Source organism: Streptomyces sp. YJ-C3 (genome assembly GCF_053891275.1).
Genome location: NZ_CM132685.1, coordinates 7,726,214 through 7,750,943, shown reverse-complemented (window position 1 = coordinate 7,750,943; position 24,730 = coordinate 7,726,214). Strand labels below are relative to the sequence as shown.

Annotated in this window: 18 protein-coding genes and 2 pseudogenes; 13 read left to right on the top strand and 7 right to left on the bottom strand. The window is 71.6% G+C overall.

All coding sequences use genetic code 11. The features are described 5' to 3' along the window. Nucleotides 1-5 precede the first annotated feature (5 nt). Entirely contained in the window at nucleotides 6-2,255 is a 2,250-nt protein-coding gene (gene recD2 / locus ACVHNB_RS34950) for an SF1B family DNA helicase RecD2 (protein ID WP_428954567.1), read from the top strand. A gap of 216 nt (nucleotides 2,256-2,471) precedes the next feature. Continuing rightward, nucleotides 2,472-3,761: a citrate synthase gene (locus ACVHNB_RS34945; protein ID WP_428954568.1), complete on the top strand. Its 1,290-nt coding sequence runs from the start codon at nucleotides 2,472-2,474 to the stop codon at nucleotides 3,759-3,761. A 447-nt stretch (nucleotides 3,762-4,208) separates the two neighbouring features. On the opposite strand, the gene ACVHNB_RS34940 is transcribed toward ACVHNB_RS34945, so the two are convergent. The 3 genes from ACVHNB_RS34940 to ACVHNB_RS34930 all read right to left on the bottom strand — a co-directional run bounded on the left by ACVHNB_RS34940 (nucleotide 4,209) and on the right by ACVHNB_RS34930 (nucleotide 7,924). Further along, nucleotides 4,209-6,521, bottom strand: a complete 2,313-nt coding sequence (locus tag ACVHNB_RS34940; protein ID WP_456226722.1) for a heavy metal translocating P-type ATPase — start codon at nucleotides 6,519-6,521, stop codon at nucleotides 4,209-4,211. 58 nt (nucleotides 6,522-6,579) lie between these two features. After that, complete coding sequence (locus ACVHNB_RS34935) at nucleotides 6,580-6,903, bottom strand: heavy-metal-associated domain-containing protein (protein ID WP_428954570.1); 324 nt, start codon at nucleotides 6,901-6,903, stop codon at nucleotides 6,580-6,582. 76 nt (nucleotides 6,904-6,979) lie between these two features. Continuing rightward, nucleotides 6,980-7,924, bottom strand: a complete 945-nt coding sequence (locus ACVHNB_RS34930) for a PrsW family intramembrane metalloprotease (protein ID WP_428954571.1) — start codon at nucleotides 7,922-7,924, stop codon at nucleotides 6,980-6,982. A 76-nt stretch (nucleotides 7,925-8,000) separates the two neighbouring features. Between ACVHNB_RS34930 and ACVHNB_RS34925 the strand changes: the two genes are divergently transcribed. Both ACVHNB_RS34925 and ACVHNB_RS34920 read left to right on the top strand, forming a co-directional pair. Continuing rightward, on the top strand, nucleotides 8,001-9,215 hold the full coding sequence (locus tag ACVHNB_RS34925; RefSeq protein ID WP_428954572.1) for a cation:proton antiporter: 1,215 nt from the start codon (nucleotides 8,001-8,003) through the stop codon (nucleotides 9,213-9,215). A gap of 51 nt (nucleotides 9,216-9,266) precedes the next feature. Beyond that, a complete protein-coding gene (locus tag ACVHNB_RS34920) occupies nucleotides 9,267-10,328 on the top strand; it encodes a zinc-dependent alcohol dehydrogenase family protein (protein ID WP_456226721.1) in 1,062 nt (353 codons plus the stop codon). Between the two features lie 38 nt (nucleotides 10,329-10,366). Here ACVHNB_RS34920 and ACVHNB_RS34915 read toward each other — a convergent pair whose 3' ends face one another. The 3 genes from ACVHNB_RS34915 to ACVHNB_RS34905 all read right to left on the bottom strand — a co-directional run bounded on the left by ACVHNB_RS34915 (nucleotide 10,367) and on the right by ACVHNB_RS34905 (nucleotide 12,879). Continuing rightward, nucleotides 10,367-10,567 (bottom strand): helix-turn-helix transcriptional regulator, encoded by a 201-nt coding sequence (locus ACVHNB_RS34915; protein WP_428954574.1) that lies wholly within the window; start codon nucleotides 10,565-10,567, stop codon nucleotides 10,367-10,369. A 368-nt stretch (nucleotides 10,568-10,935) separates the two neighbouring features. Then, entirely contained in the window at nucleotides 10,936-11,955 is a 1,020-nt protein-coding gene (locus ACVHNB_RS34910; RefSeq protein ID WP_428954575.1) for a helix-turn-helix domain-containing protein, read from the bottom strand. 12 nt (nucleotides 11,956-11,967) lie between these two features. Continuing rightward, entirely contained in the window at nucleotides 11,968-12,879 is a 912-nt protein-coding gene (locus tag ACVHNB_RS34905; protein ID WP_456226720.1) for a sugar phosphate isomerase/epimerase family protein, read from the bottom strand. A gap of 137 nt (nucleotides 12,880-13,016) precedes the next feature. Between ACVHNB_RS34905 and iolC the strand changes: the two are divergent. The 5 genes and pseudogenes from iolC to mmsA form a co-directional block, all read left to right on the top strand. Beyond that, nucleotides 13,017-13,973: pseudogene (gene iolC / locus ACVHNB_RS34900) on the top strand (5-dehydro-2-deoxygluconokinase); the annotation flags it as partial. Nucleotides 13,974-14,153: 180 nt separating this feature from the next. Beyond that, nucleotides 14,154-15,188 (top strand): Cgl0159 family (beta/alpha)8-fold protein, encoded by a 1,035-nt coding sequence (locus ACVHNB_RS34895; protein ID WP_456228985.1) that lies wholly within the window; start codon nucleotides 14,154-14,156, stop codon nucleotides 15,186-15,188. Nucleotides 15,189-15,225: 37 nt separating this feature from the next. Further along, nucleotides 15,226-16,056 (top strand): 5-deoxy-glucuronate isomerase, encoded by an 831-nt coding sequence (gene iolB / locus ACVHNB_RS34890; protein ID WP_456226719.1) that lies wholly within the window; start codon nucleotides 15,226-15,228, stop codon nucleotides 16,054-16,056. 155 nt (nucleotides 16,057-16,211) lie between these two features. Next, nucleotides 16,212-18,074 carry a 3D-(3,5/4)-trihydroxycyclohexane-1,2-dione acylhydrolase (decyclizing) gene (gene iolD, locus ACVHNB_RS34885; RefSeq protein WP_428957664.1) on the top strand — a complete coding sequence of 621 codons (1,863 nt, stop codon included), beginning with the start codon at nucleotides 16,212-16,214 and terminating at the stop codon, nucleotides 18,072-18,074. Between the two features lie 32 nt (nucleotides 18,075-18,106). Next, nucleotides 18,107-19,615: a CoA-acylating methylmalonate-semialdehyde dehydrogenase gene (mmsA, locus tag ACVHNB_RS34880; protein ID WP_456226718.1), complete on the top strand. Its 1,509-nt coding sequence runs from the start codon at nucleotides 18,107-18,109 to the stop codon at nucleotides 19,613-19,615. 72 nt (nucleotides 19,616-19,687) lie between these two features. Here the strand turns inward: mmsA and ACVHNB_RS34875 are convergent, their stop codons facing one another. Beyond that, nucleotides 19,688-20,197: a nucleoside deaminase gene (locus tag ACVHNB_RS34875; protein WP_428954579.1), complete on the bottom strand. Its 510-nt coding sequence runs from the start codon at nucleotides 20,195-20,197 to the stop codon at nucleotides 19,688-19,690. A gap of 182 nt (nucleotides 20,198-20,379) precedes the next feature. Between ACVHNB_RS34875 and cynR the strand changes: the two genes are divergently transcribed. From cynR to ACVHNB_RS34855, 4 genes and pseudogenes are all read left to right on the top strand, one after another. Then, nucleotides 20,380-21,276, top strand: coding sequence for a transcriptional regulator CynR (gene cynR / locus ACVHNB_RS34870; protein WP_456226717.1), 897 nt, complete (start codon nucleotides 20,380-20,382; stop codon nucleotides 21,274-21,276). A 373-nt stretch (nucleotides 21,277-21,649) separates the two neighbouring features. Continuing rightward, the gene (locus ACVHNB_RS34865) at nucleotides 21,650-23,056 is read left to right on the top strand and encodes an APC family permease (protein ID WP_428954581.1); all 1,407 of its coding nucleotides are present in this window, start codon (nucleotides 21,650-21,652) and stop codon (nucleotides 23,054-23,056) included. 206 nt (nucleotides 23,057-23,262) lie between these two features. Further along, nucleotides 23,263-23,805 (top strand): hypothetical protein, encoded by a 543-nt coding sequence (locus ACVHNB_RS34860; RefSeq protein WP_428954582.1) that lies wholly within the window; start codon nucleotides 23,263-23,265, stop codon nucleotides 23,803-23,805. A 322-nt stretch (nucleotides 23,806-24,127) separates the two neighbouring features. After that, nucleotides 24,128-24,682 (top strand): annotated as a pseudogene (locus ACVHNB_RS34855) (RHS repeat-associated core domain-containing protein); the annotation flags it as partial. Between the last annotated feature and the right edge of the window lie 48 nt (nucleotides 24,683-24,730).

Genomic DNA, 24,730 nt, shown 5'->3' with positions numbered 1-24,730 from the left:
GGATCATGGCGAAGGAGCAGGCGACGGCCGTACGGCCGATGGCGGTGCTGGAGGGGGTCCTCGAGCGGATCACGTACGCCGACGAGGAGTCGGGGTACACGGTCGCGCGGGTGGACACCGGCAGAGGCGGCGGTGACCTGCTGACCGTCGTCGGCTCGCTGCTCGGCGCGCAGGTGGGGGAGTCGCTGCGGATGCAGGGCCGCTGGGGCTCGCACCCCCAGTACGGCAAGCAGTTCACCGTCGAGAACTACACGACGGTGCTGCCCGCCACGATCCAGGGCATCCGCCGCTACCTCGGATCCGGCCTGGTCAAGGGCATCGGGCCGATCTTCGCCGACCGCATCACCCAGCACTTCGGACTGGACACCCTCGACATCATCGAGCAGGAGCCGAAGCGGCTGATCGAGGTGCCGGGCCTCGGCCCCAAGCGCACCAAGAAGATCGCCGACGCGTGGGAGGAGCAGAAGGCCATCAAGGAGGTGATGGTCTTCCTGCAGTCCGTCGACGTGTCGACGTCCATCGCCGTGCGCATCTACAAGAAGTACGGGGACGCCTCCATCTCCGTCGTGAAGAACCAGCCGTACCGGCTCGCCTCCGACGTCTGGGGCATCGGCTTCCTCACCGCCGACCGCATCGCGCAGTCCGTCGGCATCCCGCACGACAGCCCCGAGCGCGTCAAGGCCGGTCTCCAGTACGCCCTTTCGCAGTCCACCGACCAGGGACACTGCTTCCTGCCCGAGGAGCGGCTGATCGCCGACGCGGTCAAGCTGCTCCAGGTCGACACCGGCCTGGTCATCGAGTGCCTGGCCGAACTGGCCCTGCCCGACGAGGACTCCGGCGAGCCCGGTGTCGTACGGGAGCAGGTGCCCGGCGAGCACGGCGAGCCGGTCACCGCCATCTATCTCGTCCCCTTCCACCGGGCCGAACTGTCGCTCTCCGCCCAGCTGACGCGGCTGCTGCGCACGGACCAGGACCGGATGCCCGCCTTCCGGGACGTGGCCTGGGACAAGGCCCTGGCCTGGCTCTCGGGCCGGACGGGCGCGGAGCTCGCGCCCGAGCAGGAGGAGGCCGTCCGGCTCGCGCTGACGCAGAAGGTCGCGGTGCTCACCGGCGGCCCCGGCTGCGGCAAGTCGTTCACCGTGCGCTCGATCGTGGAGCTGGCCCGCGCGAAGAAGGCGAAGGTGGTGCTCGCCGCGCCGACCGGCCGCGCCGCCAAGCGCCTCGCCGAGCTGACCGGAGCACAGGCGTCCACCGTCCACCGGCTGCTGGAGCTGAGGCCCGGGGGCGACGCCGCGTACGACAAGGACCGGCCGCTCGACGCGGACCTCGTGGTGGTCGACGAGGCGTCCATGCTCGACCTGCTCCTGGCCAACAAGCTGGTGAAGGCCGTCCCGCCCGGCGCGCATCTGCTGTTCGTCGGGGACGTGGACCAGTTGCCGAGCGTCGGCGCGGGCGAGGTGCTGCGCGACATGCTGGCCGAGGGCAGCCCGGTCCCCGCCGTGCGCCTGACGCGCATCTTCCGGCAGGCCCAGCAGTCCGGCGTCGTCACGAACGCGCACCGGATCAACTCCGGTACGCCGCCCGTCACCCAGGGCCTCAAGGACTTCTTCCTGTTCGTCGAGGAGGACACGGAGGAGGCGGGGCGGCTCACGGTCGACGTGGCGGCGCGGCGCATCCCCGCGAAGTTCGGGCTCGACCCGCGGCGCGACGTCCAGGTCCTCGCCCCGATGCACCGCGGCCCGGCCGGCGCGGGCACGCTCAACGGACTGCTCCAGCAGGCCATCACGCCGGGCCGCCCGGAGCTGCCCGAGAAGCGGTTCGGCGGCCGTGTCTTCCGCGTCGGCGACAAGGTCACCCAGATCAGGAACAACTACGAGAAGGGGGAGAACGGCGTCTTCAACGGCACGGTCGGCGTCGTCACCTCCCTCGACGCGGACGAGCAGAAGCTGACCGTACGGACGGACGAGGACGAGGAAGTCCCGTACGACTTCGACGAACTGGACGAGCTGGCGCACGCCTACGCGGTCACCATCCACCGCTCGCAGGGCAGCGAGTACCCGTGCGTGGTGATCCCGGTCACCACCGGAGCCTGGATGATGCTCCAGCGGAATCTCCTCTACACGGCAGTCACCCGTGCGAAGAGGCTGGTGGTCCTGGTCGGTTCACGGAAGGCTCTGGGGCAGGCCGTGCGGACCGTTTCGGCGGGCAGACGGTGCACCGCGCTCGATTTCCGGCTGTCCGGCGGGGCCCGGTGACGCCTCCGACCAGGTTTGATCGATCAAACGAGTCGCAAACGTCACACAGCTCTTCCGGAACCAGGGCGAAGGGGGCAGGATGAGCAGGTTAGCGGCACTCAGTGCCGCCAATAGGCCCAATGGTCGACCCCGAGTGCACTCTGCTAGGCCAAGTGGGGGATGGTAGAGACAGTCAGGGCACCTCGAAGAAGAGGCACTACGTCGGTGAGGGATGACGTGAGCGACAACTCTGTAGTACTGCGGTACGGCGATGGCGAGTACACCTACCCGGTGATCGACAGCACCGTCGGCGACAAGGGCTTCGACATCGGGAAGCTCCGGGCCCAGACAGGACTGGTGACCCTCGACAGCGGATACGGCAACACCGCCGCCTATAAATCCGCGATCACCTACCTGGACGGCGAGCAGGGCATCCTGCGCTACCGCGGTTACCCGATCGAGCAGCTGGCCGAGCGTTCCACCTTCACCGAGGTGGCGTACCTGCTGATCAACGGTGAGCTCCCCACCGTCGACGAGCTCTCCACTTTCAAGAACGAGATCACGCAGCACACCCTGCTGCACGAGGACGTCAAGCGGTTCTACGACGGGTTCCCGCGCGACGCCCACCCGATGGCCATGCTCTCGTCCGTGGTCTCGGCGCTGTCCACCTTCTACCAGGACAGCCACAACCCCTTCGACGAGAAGCAGCGGCACCTCTCGACGATCCGCCTGCTCGCCAAGCTTCCGACGATCGCGGCGTACGCGTACAAGAAGTCGGTCGGCCACCCGGTGGTCTACCCGCGCAACGACCTCGGCTACGTCGAGAACTTCCTGCGCATGACGTTCTCCGTGCCGGCCGCCGAGTACGAGCTGGACCCGACGGTCGTCTCCGCGCTGGACAAGCTGCTGATCCTGCACGCGGACCACGAGCAGAACTGTTCGACGTCCACCGTGCGTCTGGTCGGCTCCTCGCAGGCGAACATGTTCGCCTCGATCTCCGCCGGCATCTCCGCACTGTGGGGCCCGCTGCACGGCGGCGCCAACCAGTCGGTGCTGGAGATGCTCGAGGGCATCCAGGCCTCCGGCGGCGACGTCGACACCTTCATCCGCAAGGTGAAGAACAAGGAAGACGGCGTGAAGCTCATGGGCTTCGGGCACCGCGTCTACAAGAACTTCGACCCGCGGGCGAAGATCATCAAGGCGGCGGCGCACGACGTCCTCTCGGCGCTCGGCAAGAGCGACGAGCTGCTCGACATCGCGCTGAAGCTGGAAGAGCACGCGCTGGCCGACGACTACTTCGTCGAGCGCAAGCTCTACCCGAACGTCGACTTCTACACCGGCCTGATCTACCGGGCCATGGGCTTCCCGACCGAGATGTTCACGGTGCTCTTCGCGCTGGGCCGCCTCCCGGGCTGGATCGCCCAGTGGCACGAGATGATCAAGGAGCCGGGTTCGCGCATCGGCCGCCCGCGCCAGATCTACACGGGTGTCGTCGAGCGGGACTTCGTGCCCGTCGAGGAGCGCTGAGCCTCCACCGCTCCGGCTTCTGGCCGTAAGCAGCGGAAAGCGCCCCCCTGCCAGTCCCCCCACGGGCTGACAGTCGGGGCGCTTTCCTTTTTCCCGGTGCGGATTCCCCCCACGGGATCCGGCCGGGCGTCTTTGGTGTCCGCGTCGGCCGCCGGAACACGTACGTACGGGTGGGCCGCTCAAGCTCCCCGGTGCACGTGCCCCGGCCAACGCAGTCGGGTCCGTCCCCCAAGACGGCCCCGCTCAATGCAGATTCGCCCCCCAAGACGTTTCTGCATCGCCTCCTTAGACTCACGAGACCGATAAAGGGTTACGTTCCCATCAGTGTGATCTGCGTCTCCCGCATATGTCCCGTGTGTACGCAAGAGGCCACATTTGTAGATGTGGACCTCTAGCGTGAGAGTGCTGCAATTGTGCCGTGTGGATTGTGTGGAGGTCCAGATCTGGCTAGATGAATCTGCGAAGTCGCAGGCTGTTTGTGACCACGAACACCGAGGAGAAGGCCATCGCGGCCCCCGCGATCATCGGATTCAGCAGGCCGGCGGCGGCCAGCGGCAGCGCGGCGACGTTGTAGCCGAAGGCCCAGCAGAGGTTGCCCTTGATCGTGGCCAGGGTGCGGCGGGAGAGCCGGATCGCGTCCGCCGCGACCCGCAGGTCCCCGCGGACCAGCGTCAGATCCCCCGCCTCGATCGCCGCGTCCGTCCCGGTCCCCATCGCCAGGCCCAGGTCGGCGGCGGCCAGCGCGGCGGCGTCGTTGACCCCGTCACCGGCCATCGCCACGCCCCGCCCCTCGGCCTGCAGCTGCCGGATCACGTCGACCTTGTCCTGCGGCAGGACCTCGGCGATCACCTGGCCGGGGTCGATGCCCACCGCCTGCGCGACGGCCGCGGCCGCGGCCCGGTTGTCGCCGGTCAGCAGGATCGGGGTGAGGCCCAGCGCGCGCAGCTCGGTGACGGCCCGGGCGCTCGTGTCCTTGACGGCGTCGGTGACGGTCAGGACACCGCGTGCCACGCCGTCCCAGGCGACGGTGACCGCCGTGCCGCCCTCCGCCTCGGCGGCCCGCCTGGCCGTCGCGAGCGCCGGCGGCAGCTCGATCCCGGCGTCGACGAACAGCCGCTCGCGTCCCACGAGGACGGTGCGGCCCTCCACCGTGCCGCGCACGCCGAGCCCGGGGACGGCGGCGAAGTCCTCGACCGGGGGCAGCTCGCCCGCACGGTCGGCGGCGCCCGCGGCGACGGCGCGGGCCACCGGGTGCTCGGAGGCGTGCTCCACGGCACCGGCCAGGCGCAGCAGGTCCTTCTCGTCGACGCCGTCGGCCGGGTGCGTGGCGAGGAGCGTCATCCGCCCTGTGGTCACGGTGCCGGTCTTGTCGAGGACGATCGTGTCGACCGCGCGGGTGTTCTCCAGGGCCTCGGGGCCCTTGATGAGGATGCCGAGCTGGGCGCCGCGGCCGGTGCCGGCCATGAGCGCGGTCGGGGTGGCCAGGCCGAGCGCGCACGGGCAGGCGATGATCAGCACGGCGACCGCCGAGCCGAACGCGGTGGTGGTGTCACCGCCGGCGAGAAGGCGTACGAGCAGAGTGCCGAGCGCGAGGGCGACGACCGCAGGGACGAAGACGGCCGAGACCCGGTCGGCCAGGCGCTGCACCCGTGCCTTGCCGGTCTGCGCGTCCTCGACGAGCTTCGCCATCCGGGCGAGCTGGGTGTCGGCGCCGACCCGGGTGGCCTCCACGACGAGCCGCCCGCCGGCGTTGACGGTCGCTCCGGTGACGCTGTCCCCGACGGTCACGTCCATGGGGACCGATTCGCCGGTGAGGACGGAGGCGTCGACGGCGCCGGCGCCCTCGACGACCGTGCCGTCGGTGGCGATCTTCTCCCCGGGCCGGACGACGAAGCGGTCACCGGGTGCCAGCCGTCCGGCCGGGACGCGTACTTCGGTGCCCTCCGGGGTCAGCAGGGCGACGTCCTTCGCGCCGAGTTCGAGCAGCGCCCGCAGCGCGGCGCCCGCGCTGCGCTTGGCACGGGCCTCCAGGTAGCGGCCGACGAGGATGAACGTGACGACGCCCGAGGCGACTTCGAGGTAGATCGTGGAGGAGGCGTCGGCCCCCTCCGTGACGAACGTGAACCCGTGCCGCATTCCCGGCATCCCGGCGTCGCCGAGGAACAGGGCCCACAGGGACCAGCCGAAGGCGGCCAGCGTGCCCAGGGAGACGAGGGTGTCCATGGTGGCCGCGCCGTGGCGGGCGTTGGTCCACGCGGCGCGGTGGAAGGGCAGGCCGCCCCAGACCACGACCGGGGCGGCCAGGGTCAGCGACAGCCATTGCCAGTTGTCGAACTGCAGCGCGGGGATCATGGCGAGGAGAATCACCGGGGCCGTGAGGACCGCGGAGATCCTGAGGCGCCGGCCGATCGGGGTCGCTGCGCCGCTCGCCGCCGGGGCTTCTGCGGTGTTGGCGTCTGCCGGTGCGTCGTGTCCGGTCGCGCCGTTCCCCGCGTCCCTGACGGGGCTCGTCTCGACCTCGGGCTCGGGCCGGGCCTTGATGATCGGTTCCGCCGTGTAGCCCAACTTGGTGATCGTCTGGATCAGGGTGTCCAGGCCGATGTCGGCGGCGTAGGAGACCTTCGCCTTCTCCGTGGCCAGGTTGACCGTCGCCGTCACGCCTTCGAGGCGGTTGAGCTTCCGCTCGATGCGGGCGGAGCAGGAGGCGCAGGTCATGCCGCCGATGGCGAGGTCGGTCTCGGTGGAGGGTGCGTCCGTCATGGTGCTGTCGAGGGTACGGCGGACGGGCCGGGCCGGTGCGGCCCGGCCCGGGTCGCGGTCAGGCCCGGCCGGTCAGCTCGTATCCGGCCTCGTCGACGGCGGCGCGGACGGCCTCCTGGTCGAGCGGGGCCGCGGAGACCACCGTGACCTGGCCGGTGGCGGCGACCGCCTGGACGGAGGAGACGCCGGCGAGCTCGGAGATCTCCGCGGTGACCGCGCCCTCGCAGTGGCCGCAGGTCATGCCCTTGACCTGGTAGACCGTGGTGACGGAGCCCTCGGCGGCCGGGGTCGCGGCGTCCGTGTGACAGGCGCCGCCACAGCAGGAACCGGTGGTCTCCGCGGACTCGCCGCCGATCTGGTGGAGCTCGGTCTGGGCGCTCATGTCGTTCTCCTTGCTGGAAGGCCGGGTGAAGGGCCGGGTACCCCCGGCATCTCCTGACACTAGGGACCCTATACCCCTAGGGGGTATTTTTCCAAGACGGGTCGCGGCGGGCCAGCGAGCGCGCCCAGCCGATGCCGAGGAGCGAGACCAGGACGAGCCCGCCGACCGAGAAGAGCGTGAAGAGGTGCTCCTGGGTGTCCGTGGGCTCGGGGATGTAGCCCTGGGCGAAGAGGGCGGGATCCAGACCCGCGCCGGTGATGCGGGCCACCAGCCAGATCGCGATGCCGTGCATCGAGTCCCACAGGGCGTGCAGGAGGGAGACGCCCAGATAGGTGAGGATCACCGGGGCGGCGAAGCGGTAGCGGCCGTCCGGCCTGCGGAAGGAGAGGAGCGCGGCGCCGGAGATCGCCGTCCACAGGCCGTGGCCGAACGGCGCGAGCAGACCGCGCAGCACCTCCGTCTCCAGCAGGGAGCGCAGGTCGATGCCCTTCATGGTGACCGCCGCGTTGAAGGCGTAGCCCGCGCTCTCGAACGCCGCGAAGCCGAAGCCGACCGTGGCGCCCAGGACGAGCCCGGCACGCAGCCCGTGGATGCGCGGATGGCGGTGCAGTACGTACATGAGGGCGAGGAGCTTCACCGCCTCCTCGATCAGCCCGACGCCGACGAAGATCCACACCGAGGGATGCAGGAGGTAGTACTCCATCACCGAGGCGCCCAGCACGCCGAGCACGCCGCCGACCAGGAAGCAGCCCAGGATCAGGCTCACGCCCAGGTCGCGGCCGTGCCGCTCGTACGCCCAGAGCACGAAGACCGCGGGCACCAGGAAGCTGCCCAGCAGGATGAGCGTGGGGAGCAGGGTGGTGTTCTTCGTGGCGTACGTGACGATCGCCGTCAGGACCCACAGGGTCAGACCGCCCCACAGGCAGCGCTTCCAGAGGCCCGGGCGGATCTGCGGTCCGGGCGGCGGGGGCTGCTGGGGGATGCGGGCCCGGGGGGCTCCGGGGGGCTGGGGGTGCGTCACGGCGGTTCCCTCTGACTTCCCTCGAACTGGCGGCAGATGTGGGGGATTTGCCGGAAGTTTATGATAAGCACCCGGTATGTCGCAGTCTGGAACGCTCATCCTGATCATGGTCATCGCGGTCCTGGCACCCCTGCTGGCCTATGGCGCGGGGCGCTGGCTGCCGGTCCCGCTCGTGATCTTCGAGATCCTGCTGGGCATCGTCGTCGGGCCCGACGTACTGGGCTGGGCGGGGCAGGGCGAGGTCGTCGACGCCCTCTCGCAGCTCGGGCTCTCGATGCTGATCTTTCTCGCCGGGTACGAGATCGAGTTCGACAAGATCCGCGGCGACACCCTCAAACGGTCCGCCTGGGCCTGGCTGATCTCGCTCGCCGCCGGCCTCGTGCTCGCCTGCGCGCTGAGCGGCTGGTCGTACGCGAAGGGCGTCTACCTCGGGACGGCCCTCACCAGCACCGCCCTCGGCACGATCCTGCCGGTGCTGCGGGACTCGGGCGACCTGCACTCCCGGTTCGGGTCCGTGATGCTGGCGATCGGCGCGGTGGGCGAGTTCGGGCCGATCATCGCGATGGCGCTGCTGCTCAGCGGGCGCTCGCCCGCCGAGTCCGCGGTGCTGCTCGCGGCCTTCGCGGCGATCACGGCGGGCGCCGTGCTCTGGGCGATGCGGCCGCGGCCGCCGTGGTTCGCCCAGGTCATCGCGAAGACCCTGCACAGCAGCGGCCAGTTCGCGGTGCGGCTCGTGGTGCTGCTGCTCGCGCTGATGCTGGGCGCGTCGCAGGCCCTCGGCGTGGACGTGCTGCTCGGCGCCTTCGCCGCCGGCATGGTCGTCCGCCTCGTCCTGCACGGCGCGGCCCCCGACAGCGCGCACGAGGTCGTGGGGAAGGTGGAGGCGATGGGGTTCGGGTTCCTGGTGCCGATCTTCTTCGTCGTCACCGGCATCGAGTTCGACCTGAAGGCGCTGCTGGAGGGCGGACGGGCGCTGTTGCTGCTGCCCGTCTTCCTGGTGCTGTTCCTGGTGGTGCGCGGACTGCCGGTGTACGTGCTCGCGCCGCGGGACCTGGCCGCCCGGGACCGGCGCGCGCTCACCCTCTTCGCGTCGACCGCGCTGCCGCTCGTCGTCGCCATCACCACGATCGGCGTCGACGCCGGGGTGCTGCGCACCGACGAGGCGGCGGCGCTGGTCGGCGCCGCGATGCTGTCCGTGCTGGTGTTCCCGCTCGTGGGCCTGAAACTGCGCGCCGCCAAGGGCGAACCCGCGCTGCCGCAGGGCCCCCGGCAGGGCGCCGAGTCCTGGTGACACCGCCGTTACCGTGAGGCTGTTGATCGTCTACGGAAAGGGGGTGGCCGCATGCGTGCCGTCGTGTTCGAGCGGTTCGGCGAGCCGGCCGAGGTGCGTGAGGTGCCGGACCCGGTGGCCGCGCCGCACGGGGTCGTCGTGCGCGTCGAGGCCACCGGGCTGTGCCGCAGCGACTGGCACGGGTGGATGGGCCACGACCCGGACATCGTGCTGCCGCACGTGCCCGGGCACGAACTGGCCGGGGTCGTCGAGGCGGTGGGCGCCGACGTACGCGGATGGCGGGCCGGGGACCGGGTGACGGTGCCGTTCGTGTGCGCGTGCGGCAACTGCCCGGCCTGCGCGGCCGGGGACCAGCAGGTGTGCGAGCGGCAGACGCAGCCCGGGTTCACGCACTGGGGTTCCTTCGCCGAGTACGTCGCCCTGGACCATGCCGACGTGAACCTGGTGGCGGTGCCGGACGGGATGGCCTTCGGGGCCGCCGCCGGTCTCGGCTGCCGGTTCGCGACCGCGTTCCGGGCCGTGGTGCAGCAGGGCCGGGCCGCGGCCGGCGAGTGGGTCGCGGTGCACGGCTGCGGCGGGGTGGGCCTGTCCGCCGTGATGATCGCGGCGGCGGCCGGGGCGCGCGTGGTGGCCGTGGACGTGACGCCCGGCGCGCTGCGACTGGCCAGGGAGTTCGGGGCCGTCGAGTGCGTCGACGCGACCGCGGTGGACGATGTGGCCGACACCGTACGGGAGGTGACGGGCGGCGGAGCGCATCTGTCGCTGGACGCGCTGGGGTCGGTGGCGACCTGTGCGGCATCGGTGCGCGGGCTGCGGCGCCGGGGCCGCCACGTGCAGGTGGGGCTGCTGCCCGAGGATCCGGTGGTGCCGATGGGGCGGGCCCTGGCGTGGGAGCTGGAGCTGATCGGCAGTCACGGGATGGCCGCGCACGCGTATCCGCGGATGCTGGAGATGGTGCGGGGCGGTCTGGTGCGGCCCGAGCTGTTGGTGACGTCGGTGATTGCGCTGGGGGACGCGCCCCGGGCGCTGGCCTCGATGGGGTCGGCCGCCGGGGCCGGAGTGACGGTCGTCGAGCCGTATCAAGCCCCTCCGGGCAGGCCCCAGGCGTATTGATCACGAGCGGTGTCAACGCGGGCGGGGCGCCTCGTCGCTCAGTCATTCCTGCGGCCTCTGTTGCCGGGGCGGGAGGCGACCCAGGCGCGGACCGTGTCGGCGTACCAGTAGGGCTTGCCGCCCTCCACGTGGTCCGGGGGCGGCAGCAGACCGTGTTTGCGGTACGAGCGGACGGTGTCGGGCTGGACCCGGATGTGCGCGGCGATGTCCTTGTACGACCAGAGCCGGTGGTCGGTCATCAGTGGCTCCTCCCTGGCGGGTGTCGCGACGGCGGCTCGGGGGTGGCCGCCTGCGATCACTCACCCTGTGCCCGGAGAACGATGTGCACCGAGGTGAAGGGAGGGCCTGTGGGGCCCCTGTGACGTAGAACCCGCGTAGGTCTGACATCTGTGACAGGAAGGGGGCGTTTGTGACGTGAATGAGGTAAAGAGGGCGCGTTGCGGGCGCATGCACCGGCGCACGGAGGGAGAGAACGGGACGGGAGCGGACCCGTGCGGCCCGCCGGACCGGACCCGCACAGCACGGTGGGCCGGACCCGCTGCGCCAGGTCCGGCCCACCGCTCCCCGCATCCCCCCGGTCACGTGGTTCGAAGGGACAAGGGTGCCGTCAGGGCGGACCGCCGGTCTTGGAGAAATGCGCACTGTCCGAGCGGCCCTCACGCCGCAGGATCAGGCTCGTCGCCTCCCCGGCGAGGCGGTCCGCGGCCGGCGGTCCGTCCGGGTCGACGCGGATGCCGCGCGCGAGGGCGAACTCGCGGGGAGTGCAGCCGGTCAGCGCCTTGAACTCACCGCTCAGATGCGCCTGGTCGTAGTATCCGCAGGCCGCGGCCGTCTCGGCCTGCGTACTGCCCGCGCACAGCAGCCGGCGGGCCCGCTGCAGGCGCAGCACCCGTGAGGCGGCCTTCGGGCTCAGCCCGATCTGCTCCCGGAAGCGGTTCTCCAAGTGCCGTACGCTCCAGCCGACGTGGTCCGCGAGGCGGCCGACGGGCACGGAGCCGCCGCTGTGGGTGAGCGCGTACCAGGCCCGCACGGTGCCGCTCGCGCACCGCGGCCCCGACTCCAGCCAGCGGCCCAGCGTCTCGTCGAGCAGCCGGAACCTGGCCCGCCAGCTCGTCAACTCGCCCAAGGAGTACGACAGTTCCGCGACCTCCTCGGCGGGGAGCGCGCCCAGCTCGTCCGGGTGCACCCGCCAGCCGGTCAGCTCGTGCAGCGGCGTACGGAAGATCGTGAAGGCGGCCCACGGCGTCAGCAGCACCTCCACGCCGCTGAGCCGGCCGTCGTGCTCGCCGAGGACCGGCGTGGTCGTCAGACCCGACAGCACGGAGGACAGCTCGGTCGTGCGCAGCCCCGCGGGACGGACGCCGCCGTCCCGGCCCACCCCCACCCAGCCGCCCGTCGCCTCCGTGACGCGGACCGTCCCCCGGAAACCGAGCATCAGCGTCACCGCGCCGATCGGCGCCTCCAGGCGGGCGCGCGGTCCGGGGAAGGCGAGGCGGTAGCCGCGGTAGCCGATGACGCCCGGGTGCAGCCGGGGGTGCGGGCGCGCGGCGGCCGTCTCCCAGGTGCCGCTGGGGCAGCGGGCGGGACGGATGGCGGGCCGTGAGGAACTCGTGACGCGAGAACTCATCCGTCGATACTGCTACACGCCGCACGACCTGAGGTAGCCCCGGGTGCGACGGGCGATCGGCAGCGGCCGTTCCGGTTCGCACGGGTACATGTCCTGCTCGACGATCGCGAAGAGATCCGCGTCGAGCCGCTCGGCGGCGGCCAGCACCGGCTCCAACTCCGGCACACCGAGCGGGGGTTCGCACATCACGCCCTGAGCCACGGCCGGCCCGAAGGGGGTGCCCCGCTCGCGCACCCCGGCCAGCACCGCCGGATCCACCTGCTTCAGGTGCAGATAGCCGATGCGCTCCCCGTACGTCTCGATGAGCTTGACGCTGTCGCCGCCGCAGTACGCGTAGTGCCCGGTGTCCAGACACAGCGACACGAGGTCCGGGTCGGTGGCGTCGAGGAAGCGGGCGACGTTCTCCTCGGTGTCGATATGGGTGTCGGCGTGCGGGTGGACGACGACCCGCAGCCCGTACCGCTCGCCCACCTCGCGCGCGAGCCGCTCGGTCCCCGCGGCCAGATGTCCCCACTGCTCGGCGGTGAGCGAGGAGTCCTCGATCACCTCGCCCGTCTTGTCGTCGCGCCAGAAGGAGGGGATGACCACCAGGTGGCGGGCGCCCATGTCCCGGGTCAGGGCGGCGATCGACGCGACGTGGTCCCAGGTGCGCTCCCAGACGGCCGGCCCGTGGTGCAGGCCGGTGAACACGGTGCCCGCCGACACCTTCAGCCCGCGCCGGCCGGTCTCCTCGCCCAGCACCCGCGGATCGGTCGGCAGGTAGCCGTACGGGCCCAGCTCGATCCACTCGTAGCCGGCCTCGGTCACCTCGTCGAGGAAGCGCTGCCAGGGAACCTGCTTCGGGTCGTCGGGGAACCAGACGCCCCAGGAGTCGGGTGCCGAGCCGATGCGGATGCGTGCTGACCGTGATGTCCGGGTCGTCATGGGACCAGCCTTGAGGGCCCCGGAGAAGAGTGTCAAGGCATGGTCCGAATGTCAGGACAAAATGTTGACAGGGGGGTGGGAACGGGGCTAGATCTGGCAGCAGTCCCGCCGAACAGCGTCGTCGAAGGGAACCCCGGATGGCCCGCAGCGAGCTCGACCTGATCACGATGGGCCGGATCGGGGTGGACCTGTATCCGCTGCAGGCGGGCAGGAAGCTCGCGGACGTGTCCGCTTTCGGCAAGTTCCTCGGCGGCTCCTCGACGAACGTCGCCGTCGCGGCGGCCCGGCTCGGCCTGCGCACGGCCACGATCAGCCGCACCGGGCGGGATCCCTTCGGGGACTATCTCCGGTCCCAGCTGGCGGAGTTCGGTGTCGACGCCCGCTGGGTGAGCGCGGTCGACGGACTCCCCACCCCGGTCACCTTCTGCGAGATCTTCCCGCCCGACGACTTCCCGCTGTACTTCTACCGGCAGCCCAAGGCACCCGACCTGGAGATCGCCCCCGGTGAGCTCGACCTCGACGCGATCCGCGCCGCCCGCATCTTCTGGATGACCGGGACGGGGCTGAGCGCCGAGCCCAGCCGGGCGGCGACGCTGGCCGCGCTCGCGCACCGGGCGGGGGCATCCGGCGACACCGTCTTCGATCTCGACTGGCGGCCCATGTTCTGGGAGAACCCCGAGGCGGCGCGGCCCTCCTACGTCGAGGCGCTGCGGCACGCCACGGTCGCCGTCGGCAACGTCGACGAGGTCGAGATCGCGACGGGGGAGCGCGAACCGGTCGCCGCGGCGCGGGCGCTGCTCTCCTTCGGGCTGCGGCTGGCTGTCGTCAAGCGGGGGCCCGAGGGGGTGCTGGCGATGACGGCCGAGGGGGAGACGGCCGAGGTGCCGCCGCTTCCCGTGGACGTCCTGAACGGGCTGGGTGCGGGGGACGCGTTCGGCGGGGCGCTGTGTCATGGGCTGCTGGCCCGCTGGGAGTTGAGCCGGGTCATGCGGTTCGCCAACGCGGCCGGGGCGATCGTGGCGTCGCGGCTCGAGTGCTCTTCGGCGATGCCGGTGCGGGAGGAGGTCGAGGCGGCGCTGGCCTCCGGCCGGGTCCACGCCGAGCTCTTCCCCGGCCGGGACGGTGGCTCGGGGTCTGCCTCCGGCGGTGCCGAGGGCCTCGCCGACCAGGACGGTGGTCCGGCGCCGGGGTGCCGCCTTGCCCACCCTGCCGCCCCAGGCGGCAGATTGCCCAAGGCGGAGCCGGGGCCGACGGCGTCGCCGCCTGACGGGACGATGGACGCACGCGAGGCCGCAAGCGCGCCTACGGCGTACGGAGGCGACGAGACCCATCCGGCCGAGGAGGTACCCCGACACGGCCCCGCCCCCACCACGCAACCGACGGCGCACGACACCCGCCACACGGCACCAACACCGCCCCCCGACCTCCGCACCCTCGCCCGTCTCCGGGCCGAGCGGCCCGAGGCGATCGCGGAGGCCGCGGCCCGCCGCGTTCGCAGGGCGATGCTTCCCACCCCCGAGGCCCGGCTGATGATCGTCGCCGCCGATCACCCGGCCCGCGGCGCGCTCGGCGCCGGGGAGCGGCCGTTCGCCATGGCCGACCGGGCCGACCTGCTGGGCCGGCTCTGTCTCGCGCTGTCCCGGCCCGGCGTCGACGGCGTCCTCGCCTCCGCCGACGTACTCGACGACCTGCTCCTCCTCGGCGCCCTCGACGACAAGATCGTCATCGGCTCCATGAACCGCGGCGGCCTCGCGGGCGCCGCCTTCGAGCTCGACGACCGTTTCACCGGGTACGCCCCGGCGGACCTGCACCGCCGCGGCTTCGACGCCGGCAAGCTGCTGCTGCGGATCGACTACGACGACCCGGGCGAGGGCTCCGTACGCACCATGGCCGCCGCCGCCCGCGCGGTGGACGCCATGGCGGCACACCGCCTGCCCGTCTTCGTCGAACCGTTCCTGTCCCGCCGCGACCCCGGAACCGGCCTGCTCCGCAACGACCTCAGCCCCGAGGCCGTCGTCCGGTCCATCGCCGTGGCCTCCGGGCTCGGCGGCACCTCCGCCTACACCTGGCTGAAACTCCCCGTCACCGACGACCCCGACGCCATGGCCCGCGTCATGGAGACGTCCACGCTGCCCGCCGTCCTGCTCGGCGGCGACGTCAAGGACGGCGACCAGGACGCCGCGTACGAGAAATGGCACAGTGCGCTCCAACTGCCCACCGTGCAGGGCCTGGTGGTCGGCCGGTCGCTGCTGTACCCGGCGGACGGGGACGTCGCGCGGGCGGTCGACACGGCCGTCGGTCTGCTGTAAGCCCACCAGTACCCAGCAGGAGGAGGAAAGTACAGGGATGACGTACCTCCCCAACGGCACCGCGGCGGACGGCCCGTACGGCCTGCTCGTCGACCCGGACAAGACGGGGCTGCCCGGCTGGTCCCGCGCGGCGCTGCGCATCCTCGAACTGGCGCCCGGACAGCGGCACGCGTTCGACACCGGTGAGTGTGAATGGATCGTGCTCCCTCTGACGGGCGGTTGCTCCGTCGACGTGTCCGGGCGGATCATCGAACTACTGGGCAGGGACAGCGTGTTCAGCGGCGCGAGCGACTTCGCGTACATCCCGCGCGACACCCGCGCAGAGATCGCCTCCGGTGCGGGAGGCCGCTTCGCCCTGGCAGGAGCGAAGTGCGGGCGACGACTCCCCGTCCGCTACGGCCCCGCGCCGGAGGTACCCGTCGAGGCCCGCGGCAGCGGCACCAGCGCCCGCCGGGTCCGCAACTTCGCCGCCGCCGACACCTTCGACTGCGATCAGCTCATCGCGGTCGAGGTGATCACGCCGGGCGGCAACTGGTCGTCGTACCCGCCGCACAAGCACGACGAGGACCGCCCGGGCATCGAGTCCCGGCTCGACGAGATCTACTACTTCGAGATCGAGGCGGACCCCGGCACGGGCACGGACGGCTACGGGTACCAGCGGGTCTCCCCGTCCCGCCCCGGCGGCACCGACCTGCTCGCCGAGGTCCGCACCGGCGACGCGGTCCTCGTCCCGGACGGCTGGCACGGCCCGTCGATCGCCCAGCCGGCGCACGCGATGTACTACCTGAATGTCATGGCGGGGCCGGGACAGGAGCGGGAGTGGAAGATCTGTTTCCACCCCGACCACGTGACGGAGGGATACCGGTGACGAAGGAGACGACGGGCACGTCCGGCACGACCGGGACGAAGGGCACGACCGGCGCGACGGGCACGTCCGGGAGGACGGGCGCAACCGGCACCTCAGGCGCAACCGGCACGTCAGGCACGTCCAGCACGTCCGGCGCGGCCGGGGGCACTCGCCGGCTGACCACCGCGCAAGCCCTCGTGCGTTTCCTGGCGCGTCAGTACACGGAGCGCGACGGCGTCCGCCGGCGGCTGATCGGTGCGACCTGGGGCATCTTCGGTCACGGCAATGTGGCGGGGCTCGGGCAGGCCCTCGTCCAGTACGGCGACGAGATGCCGTTCCACCAGGGCCGCAACGAGCAGGCGATGGTGCACGCGGCGGTCGGCTACGCCCGGCAGAGCGACCGTCTGTCCGCCCACGCCGTCACCACCTCCATCGGCCCGGGCGCGACCAACCTCGTCACGGGCGCGGCCCTGGCCACCATCAACCACCTGCCCGTCCTGCTGCTCCCCGGCGACGTGTTCGCGGCCCGCCCCGCCGACCCCGTGCTCCAGCAACTGGAGGTCCCGTACGCGGGCGACGTGTCGGTCAACGACTGCCTGCGGCCGGTGTCGCGGTACTTCGACCGGGTCACCCGCCCCGAGCAGCTGATCCCCGCCGCACTGCAGGCGATGCGCGTGCTCACCGACCCGGTGGACACGGGCGCGGTCACGCTCGCGCTGCCGCAGGACGTCCAGGCGGAGGCGTACGACTGGCCGGACGACTTCTTCGCCGAGCGCACCTGGACGATCCGCCGCCCGGCCCCCGACGCCGCCGAACTGGCCGTCGCGGCAAAGGCGTTGAGGGAGTCCCGGCGCCCCCTGATCGTCGCGGGCGGCGGCGTCCACCACAGCGGCGCGGAAGAGGCCCTGAAGTCCTTCGCGGACGCGACCCGCATCCCCGTCGCGTCCACGCAGGCGGGCAAGGGCTCCCTGCGGCACGACCACCCCGCCGACGTCGGCGGGATCGGCCACACCGGCACCGCCACCGCGAACGAACTGGCCCGCACCGCGGACCTGGTGATCGGCGTCGGCACCCGCTACACGGACTTCACCACCGCCTCCGGCACCCTCTTCACACACCCCGGCGTCCGCTTCGTGAACCTCAACATCGCCTCGTTCGACGCGGCCAAGCTGGCCGCGCTGCCCCTGGTGGCGGACGCCCGCGAGGGCCTGACCGCACTGCGCCAGGCGGTCGGCGCCTTCCGCGCCGAGCCTGCCCACGTCACCGCGTACACGGACGACAAGGAGCGCTGGGAGCACCGCGTCGACGCCTGCTACGCCGCCGCCGACGACGACCTGGTCCGGCCGACCCAGACCCAGGTCCTCGGCGCGCTGGACGACCTGGTGACGGACGAGGACATCCTCATCAACGCGGCGGGCTCGCTCCCCGGCGACCTGCACAAGCTGTGGCGGACCCGCTCGCGCGACCAGTACCACGTCGAGTACGGCTACTCCTGCATGGGCTACGAGATCCCGGCGTCGCTCGGCGTCGCGCTCGCGGCGCCCGGCCGGCCCGTGTGGGCGCTGGTCGGCGACGGGACGTATCTGATGATGCCGACGGAGCTGGTGACGGCCGTGCAGGAGAACATCCCGGTCAAGGTGGTCATCCTGCAGAACCACGGCTACGCGTCCATCGGCGGTCTCTCCGCGTCCGTGGGCGCCGAGGGCTTCGCGACGGCGTACCGCTTCCCGGACGAGGACGCCGGCTACACGGGGGCCCCGCTCCCCGTCGACCTCGCGGCGAACGCGGCGAGCCTCGGGATGGACGTGCACCGCGCGAAGACGGTCAGGGAACTGCGCGAGGCGCTCGCCGTGGCGCGCGCCGCGACCCGCCCCACATGTGTCTATGTGGAGACAGAAACGGCAGACACAGTGTCGGGCCCGCCCCCGGCGCAGGCGTGGTGGGATGTGCCCGTGGCCGAGACGGCCGACCGACCGTCGGCCCGCACGGCCCGCGAGGAGTACGACCGGCACGTCACCACCCGACGCCGCCACCTCTGAGATGCACCGCAGACGTAACAGGAGTTGCCCACATGTCTGACACGAAGTTGGTCCACCACTGGATCGGCGGCAAGACCGTCGAGGGCGCGTCGGGCAACCACGGCCCGGTGACCGACCCGGCGACCGGCGCCGTCACCACCCAGGTCGACTTCGCTTCCGTCGAGGAGGTGGACGCGGCCGTCGCCGCGGCCAAGGAGGCGTACGCGAGCTGGGGCACCTCGTCGCTCGCCAAGCGCACCGAGATCCTCTTCCGGTTCCGGGCCCTGCTGGACGCCAACCGCGACGCGATCGCCGAGCTGATCACCGCCGAGCACGGCAAGGTGCACTCCGACGCGCTCGGCGAGGTGGCGCGCGGCCTGGAGATCGTCGACCTGGCGTGCGGCATCAACGTGCAGCTGAAGGGCGAGCTGTCGACGCAGGTCGCGAACCGGGTGGACGTGTCGTCGATCCGTCAGTCGCTCGGTGTCGTCGCGGGCATCACGCCGTTCAACTTCCCGGCCATGGTGCCGATGTGGATGTTCCCGATCGCCATCGCGTGCGGCAACACCTTCGTGCTGAAGCCGTCGGAGAAGGACCCGTCGGCGTCGCTGAAGATCGCGGAGCTGCTGTCCGAGGCCGGGCTGCCCGACGGCGTCTTCAACGTCGTCCACGGCGACAAGGTGGCCGTCGACCGCCTCCTGGAGCACCCGGACGTCGCGGCTGTCTCCTTCGTCGGCTCGACCCCGATCGCCAGGTACATCCACACCACCGCCTCCGCCAACGGCAAGCGCGTGCAGGCGCTCGGCGGCGCCAAGAACCACATGCTGGTGCTGCCGGACGCCGATCTGGACGCGGCCGCGGACGCGGCGGTCTCGGCGGCGTACGGCTCGGCGGGCGAGCGCTGCATGGCCATCTCGGCCGTGGTCGCCGTCGGCTCGGTCGGCGACGAGCTCGTCGCGAAGATCAAGGAGCGCGCCGAGAAGATCAAGATCGGTCCCGGCAACGACCCGACGTCCGAGATGGGCCCGCTCATCACGGCCGTCCACCGCGACAAGGTCGCCTCCTACGTGGAGGGCGCGGCGGCCGACGGCTGCGACGTCGTCCTCGACGGCACCGGCTACACGGTCGAGGGCCACGAGAACGGCCACTGGATCGGTCTCTCGCTCCTCGACAACGTCCCCACGTCCGCCAAGGCGTACCAGGACGAGATCTTCGGCCCGGTCCTGTGCGTGCTGCGCGTCGACACGTACGAGGAGGGCGTGGCCCTCATCAACGCCTCCCCGTTCGGCAACGGCACCGCGATCTTCACCCGGGACGGCGGCGCGGCCCGCCGCTTCCAGCTGGAGGTCGAGGCCGGCATGGTCGGCGTGAACGTCCCGATCCCGGTCCCCGTCGGCTACCACTCCTTCGGCGGCTGGAAGGACAGCCTCTTCGGCGACCACCACATCTACGGCAACGACGGCACGCACTTCTACACCCGCGGCAAGGTCGTCACCACCCGCTGGCCGGACCCGTCCGAGGCCCCGGCGGGCGTCGACCTGGGCTTCCCGCGCAACCACTGACCGTCCCGTCGTACGGGTGGGGCCCGGCCGGAGCGTTCCGGCCGGGCCCCACCCGTGTCATGCGTGCCCGTCTCACCGCGCGGTGCCGGAGACCGGCGCGCCCGGCACCCGGCGGTCGCCGCCGTTGCGGTCCTGCCACAGGCGGTAGACGTCCACGGCGCCCTCGCGCGGCTCGTGGCGCATCGGCAGCCGGCGCTCCTGCCAGGGCTTGGCGAACTCGTCGTAGAACGTGTCCAGCTCGAAGTACTTGCGGTCGTCGACGTAGTGCGGCGCGTACGCGTCCCGGGTCGTGACGAAGACGACCTCGTCGGGGGAGCAGTAGTAGAGCGCGCCCAGGCACATCGGGCACGGCTGGGCCAGCACGTAGATCGTGGCGCCGGTCAGGTGCTCGGTGCCGAGCCGCACGCACGCGTCGCGGACGGCGAGCACCTCCGCGTGGGCCGTCGGGTCGTCGGTCTGGGCGACCTGGTTGGCGCGTTCGGCGATGATCTCGCCGTCCTTCACGATGACGGTCGCGAAGGGGCGGCCGCCGTCCGCGACGTTCTGGCGGGCCAGGTCGACGGTGCGCTGTGCGTAGTCCATGGGATGCCTCCGGTGGGGGTCGTCGGCGTGCGGTGAGTCGGTGTGGTTCGCGGCGGTTCGCCCTCCGGGCCGGCCGGTGCGAACCGATGACCCCAGTGTGGTTGAACTGCACCTATAGCGTCCAAGTCGCGCTGTCCATGTCTCCTATAGATGGCAGCTATGGCCCGGGCTACGCTGCTGTCATGGCTCCCGTGGAACTGCGGCACCTGCGCTATCTGCTCGCCGTCGTGGAGCACGGCGGCTTCACCCGTGCCGCCGAGGCCCTGCACGTCTCCCAGCCGACCCTGTCGCAGCAGATCCGCCAGCTGGAGCGCGCCGTCGGCCTTCCCCTGCTGGACCGCTCCGGGCGCACGGTCCGGGCCACCGACGCGGGCGAGGTCTATGTGGCCCACGCGCGGCGGGCGCTGAGCGAGCTGGCGGCCGCGGACCGGGCCGTGCGGGACGTGCGCGATCTGTCGCGCGGGCACCTGCGGCTCGGCGTCACGCCCACCTTCACCGCCTATCTCGTCGGGCCGCTCCTGGCCGCGCTGCACGCCCGCCACCCCGGTCTCGACCTGACCGTGCGCGATGCGGACCAGGACCGCATCGCGGAGGCCCTGCTCGCCGACGAGCTCGACGTGGGGATCGCGTTCGGCGACGCCCCGGCCTCCGGGATCGCCGCCGAGCCCCTGTTCAGGGAGACGCTCGGCGTGGTGACCGGGGGCGGCGGCGGTCCGGTGCCGCTGCCGGTCGCGGAGCTGGCCGGGCGGGACCTGGCGCTGCTCGCCGGGGACTTCGCGACCCGGGCGCGGATCGACGCCTACTTCGCGGCGCAGGGCGTGTCCCCGCGGGTCGCCGTCGAGGCGGACTCGGCGCTGGCGCTCATCGAGATCGTGCGGGGCGGGTCGCTGGCCACCGTGCTGCCGGACGCCGTGACCCTGGACCGGCCGGGCCTGACGCCGGTGCCGCTGGACCCACCGCTGCCGCACCGCACCGCGGCGCTGCTCACCCGGGACGGCGGCTACCGTTCGGCGGCCTCCCGCGCCTTCGCCGAGCTGCTGCGCACGCACGTGGCCGCACGCGGCCTGCCCGCCGCCTAGGGCTGCCCCGGTGTCCGCACTGCGGACAAGTTCCGGCAAAGTTCGAGGGAGCGGCTGCGGTTCCCGTACGTAGGGGATGAAACGGGCGCCGCAGCCAGGTCGAGGCATTCACCTTTGATAGCAAGGTCAATCTTCGAATCCGCTGCCTGGAACTCGGCCGGCTTTGCGAAAGGGTAAGGAAGCGCGGGTAGTTGGCGCAGGTTGCGGGTGCGGAATCCGCAGGGAAACGAGCGTTGACGTTCCGGATATCGGCGAGGTTCCATGACGCGCCGGGAGCGGACGTACCCGCACCACCAGCGCACCATCACAGCCTTCGGAGGCGATAGCGCTCCCGCCCGAACCACCTGTCGCACGAGTCGATCGGAACCGCTCCATGACCGACACGCTTCGCCCCACCACCGTCCCCGCGGTGGAGCCCCTGCCGAACACGGCACCGCCCCAGAAGCTCAAGCGTTCCATCGGCGTCGTCGGCGGCACCCTGCTCACGCTGTCGTGCGTGACGCCCGCCTCCACGCTCTTCGTCGTCGTCCCCGACCTCTTCGGCAGCCTCGGCACGGCGACGGCCCTCACCATCGCCATCGGCTCGCTGCTCTGTATCGGCGTGGCGTTCTGCTACTCCGAGCTGGGCACGCTCATCCCCAGCGCGGGCGGCGAGTACGCCATGGTCTCCACCCTCGCGGGACGGCTCGCCGGCTGGCTCGTCTTCGTCCTGTCGCTGCTGGTCGTGATGATCGTGCCGCCGGTGATCGCGATGGGTACGGCCGACTACCTCGCCCCGCTCGTCCACCTCGACCCGTCGATCGCCGGCGCCGGCGTCATGCTGCTCGCCACCCTCGCGGGCCTGCTCGACCTGCGGGCCAACGCGTGGATCACCGGCATCTTCCTCGTCCTGGAGGTCATCGCCGCGGCCGTCGTCGCGGTCCTCGGCTTCGCGCACGCCGAGCGCGGCGCGGGCTCCCTGGTCTCCATGCAGGTCGCGGGCGGCGACGGCCACGCGGACACGGTCACCGCGATGCTCGTCGTCTCCGGCCTCGCCATCGCCCTCTTCGTGACCCAGGGCTTCTCCACCGCCGTCTACCTCTCCGAGGAGCTGGAGAACCCCCGCACGTCCGTCTCCCGCACGGTCCTCGCCACGCTCGCCATCTCGACGGTGATCATCCTCGTCCCGGTCGTGGCGATCACGATGGGCGCCAAGGACCTGTCGGCCCTCACCTCCGGTGACATCGGCTCCATGGTCGAGGCCTGGTCGAACTCGGCCGTCGGCACGTTCGTCTCCCTCTGCGTCGCGCTCGCCATCATCAACGCGGGCATCGTCATGGTCATCCAGAACTCCCGCGTCCTGTTCGCCTCGGCCCGCGACAAGGCGTGGCCGTCCGCCGTGAACAAGGGCCTCGCCAAGCTCGGCCGCTTCGGCTCTCCGTGGGTCGCCACGCTCGTGGTGGGCGTGCCCGGCGCGGCCCTCTGCTTCGTCAACCTCGACACCCTCTACGGCGTGACGGGCGTCTCCGTGACGGGCATGTACCTCCTCGTCGCGGTCGCCGCCCTCCTCTCCCGCCGCGGCACCCACCGCGACCGGGCCGCCTGGCGCATGCCGCTGTGGCCCGCGGTCCCGGTGGTCCTGATCGCGGTCATGGCGTACATCCTCAGCCAGCAGGAGGCGTCGTACCTGCTCTGGACGGGCGGCATCACGGCGGCCGCCACGCTGTACTGGGCGCTCTACCTGCGACCCCGCCGGGACACCCGGTGGCTGGTGGAGATCCCGGAGGACGCGCGGGGTTAGGCGGGTCGGGCGGTTCAGGCGGTTCAGCGGGGGAGACGGGCGTCGGGCGGCGGGTGCCCGGCGCCCTTTGTCCGTAGATGCGTTTCACCACTCCTGCTTCGCTCCGGCGGCATTTCGTTGCGATCGGTAATGCGCCGATGTGAAGATGCCGTGCGTGGAGAGAACCGGGGGGAAGCAACGAGACGCCTGAGCGCATACGTCGTTCGGTGTTCGACGAGTACGCGCAGCTGGCGGAGAACGAGCCGGAGGACCGTGAGGTCCCCGCACCGACGGAGGTCGCACCGGCGGAAGACGCGCCGCGGGAACCAGTAGCTCGCGAGCCTCTCGTTGACGCCGCGGATGTGGCCGCGCGCAGGCGGGAGTTCGCGGAGCTGCTCGGCGAGTTCCGGCGTACTGCCGTGCTGGTCCCCCTGGGCGAGGAGCCCGGCGCGGACGGCGATCGCGGGCTGCTGACGGCCGACTTCAACGGGATCCGTTTCATTCTGGCGTTCTCCGACGAGCAGGCGCTTGCCCGCTATGCGCAGCTGCGTGGTGAGATGTCGCGAACATGGACGTATCGCACGGTTCTGGGCGCGAAGTTGCTGGATGTGGCGGTGCCCGCAGCCGGGGTGCCGTGCGGGGTCGCGCTGGACTGCGCGGACGCACCGGAGGGCGGGACGGTGTTCCCGCCGGTGAAGGGCATCGTGCCCGACGAGGCCGCGGTGGACATCGACGTGGACGAGGACGTACGCGAGGGGGATCACGCATGACCGGCGGGGGCGGCGAAAGCGGCAAGGACCTCAAGGCCGAGGGGCTGGGCCTGATCGCCAAGGGCCTGACCGAGGCACTCAGGGAGCTGAAGGAACTCGGCATGGTCGGCGAGGCCGGGGCGGGGCGCGGATTCTCGGATCTGGCGCTCTCCGGGCTCGAGTTGGGCGTGGAGAACGTCACGGAGTCGTTCACGTCGTTCTGCGAGCGCTGGGAGTGGGGCGTGCGCGCGCTGATCAACGAGGGCAACCCGTACGCGACCGAGGACGAGGTCACCCGGAAGAGCTGGGGCGAGATCGGCTCCGACAATCCGATCTCGATACCTACGACACGCTCGGCCGCCGCACGGCGAAACTCCGCCTGGCCACCGACGGTGAAACGGTCGTCGAGCGGATCGAGTTCACCTGGGACGGCACGACCCTGTGCGAACAGACCACGCGCAGCCCCGAGTTGCCGAACCCGATAGCCCTCACCTGGGACCATCGGGGCCTGCACCCCATCGCCCAGACCGAACGACGCCTCACCGCGGCCGACGCCCCGCAGTCCGAGATCGACTCCCGCTTCTTCGCCATCGTCACCGACCTGGTGGGCACGTCCAGTGAACTCATCGACGAGCGGGGCGAGGTCGCGTGGCGGACGCGCGGCACGCTCTGGGGCACTGCGGCATGGAACACCGACGCTTCGGGCTACACCCCTCTCCGGTTTCCTGGCCAGTACCACGACCCAGAAACCGGGCTTCACTACAACTAATTCCGCCATTACGACCCTGGCACGGCTAGATATGTCTCACCCGATCCCCTCGGGCTGACCCCCGCGCCCAATCCAGCCACGTACGTGGACGACCCACTTCGACAGACTGACAGCTTGGGTCTGGCCCCGGATTATCCGAAGGGCGAGAGGGGCAATCCTTTCGACAGGCGAATGGAT

Excerpts from the sequence above, each read along its gene's own strand:
- ACVHNB_RS34935 (WP_428954570.1), bottom strand. The coding sequence starts at position 6,903 with ATGAGCGCCCAGACCGAGCTCCACCAGATCGGCGGCGAGTCCGCGGAG.
- ACVHNB_RS34905 (WP_456226720.1), bottom strand. The coding sequence starts at position 12,879 with ATGACGACCCGGACATCACGGTCAGCACGCATCCGCATCGGCTCGGCA.
- ACVHNB_RS34910 (WP_428954575.1), bottom strand. The coding sequence starts at position 11,955 with ATGAGTTCTCGCGTCACGAGTTCCTCACGGCCCGCCATCCGTCCCGCC.
- ACVHNB_RS34915 (WP_428954574.1), bottom strand. The coding sequence starts at position 10,567 with ATGACCGACCACCGGCTCTGGTCGTACAAGGACATCGCCGCGCACATC.
- iolB (WP_456226719.1), top strand. The coding sequence starts at position 15,226 with ATGACGTACCTCCCCAACGGCACCGCGGCGGACGGCCCGTACGGCCTG.
- recD2 (WP_428954567.1), top strand. The coding sequence starts at position 6 with ATGGCGAAGGAGCAGGCGACGGCCGTACGGCCGATGGCGGTGCTGGAG.
- ACVHNB_RS34940 (WP_456226722.1), bottom strand. The coding sequence starts at position 6,521 with ATGACGGACGCACCCTCCACCGAGACCGACCTCGCCATCGGCGGCATG.
- ACVHNB_RS34865 (WP_428954581.1), top strand. The coding sequence starts at position 21,650 with ATGACCGACACGCTTCGCCCCACCACCGTCCCCGCGGTGGAGCCCCTG.
- ACVHNB_RS34925 (WP_428954572.1), top strand. The coding sequence starts at position 8,001 with ATGTCGCAGTCTGGAACGCTCATCCTGATCATGGTCATCGCGGTCCTG.
- ACVHNB_RS34920 (WP_456226721.1), top strand. The coding sequence starts at position 9,267 with ATGCGTGCCGTCGTGTTCGAGCGGTTCGGCGAGCCGGCCGAGGTGCGT.
- ACVHNB_RS34875 (WP_428954579.1), bottom strand. The coding sequence starts at position 20,197 with ATGGACTACGCACAGCGCACCGTCGACCTGGCCCGCCAGAACGTCGCG.
- cynR (WP_456226717.1), top strand. The coding sequence starts at position 20,380 with ATGGCTCCCGTGGAACTGCGGCACCTGCGCTATCTGCTCGCCGTCGTG.
- ACVHNB_RS34895 (WP_456228985.1), top strand. The coding sequence starts at position 14,154 with ATGGACGCACGCGAGGCCGCAAGCGCGCCTACGGCGTACGGAGGCGAC.
- mmsA (WP_456226718.1), top strand. The coding sequence starts at position 18,107 with ATGTCTGACACGAAGTTGGTCCACCACTGGATCGGCGGCAAGACCGTC.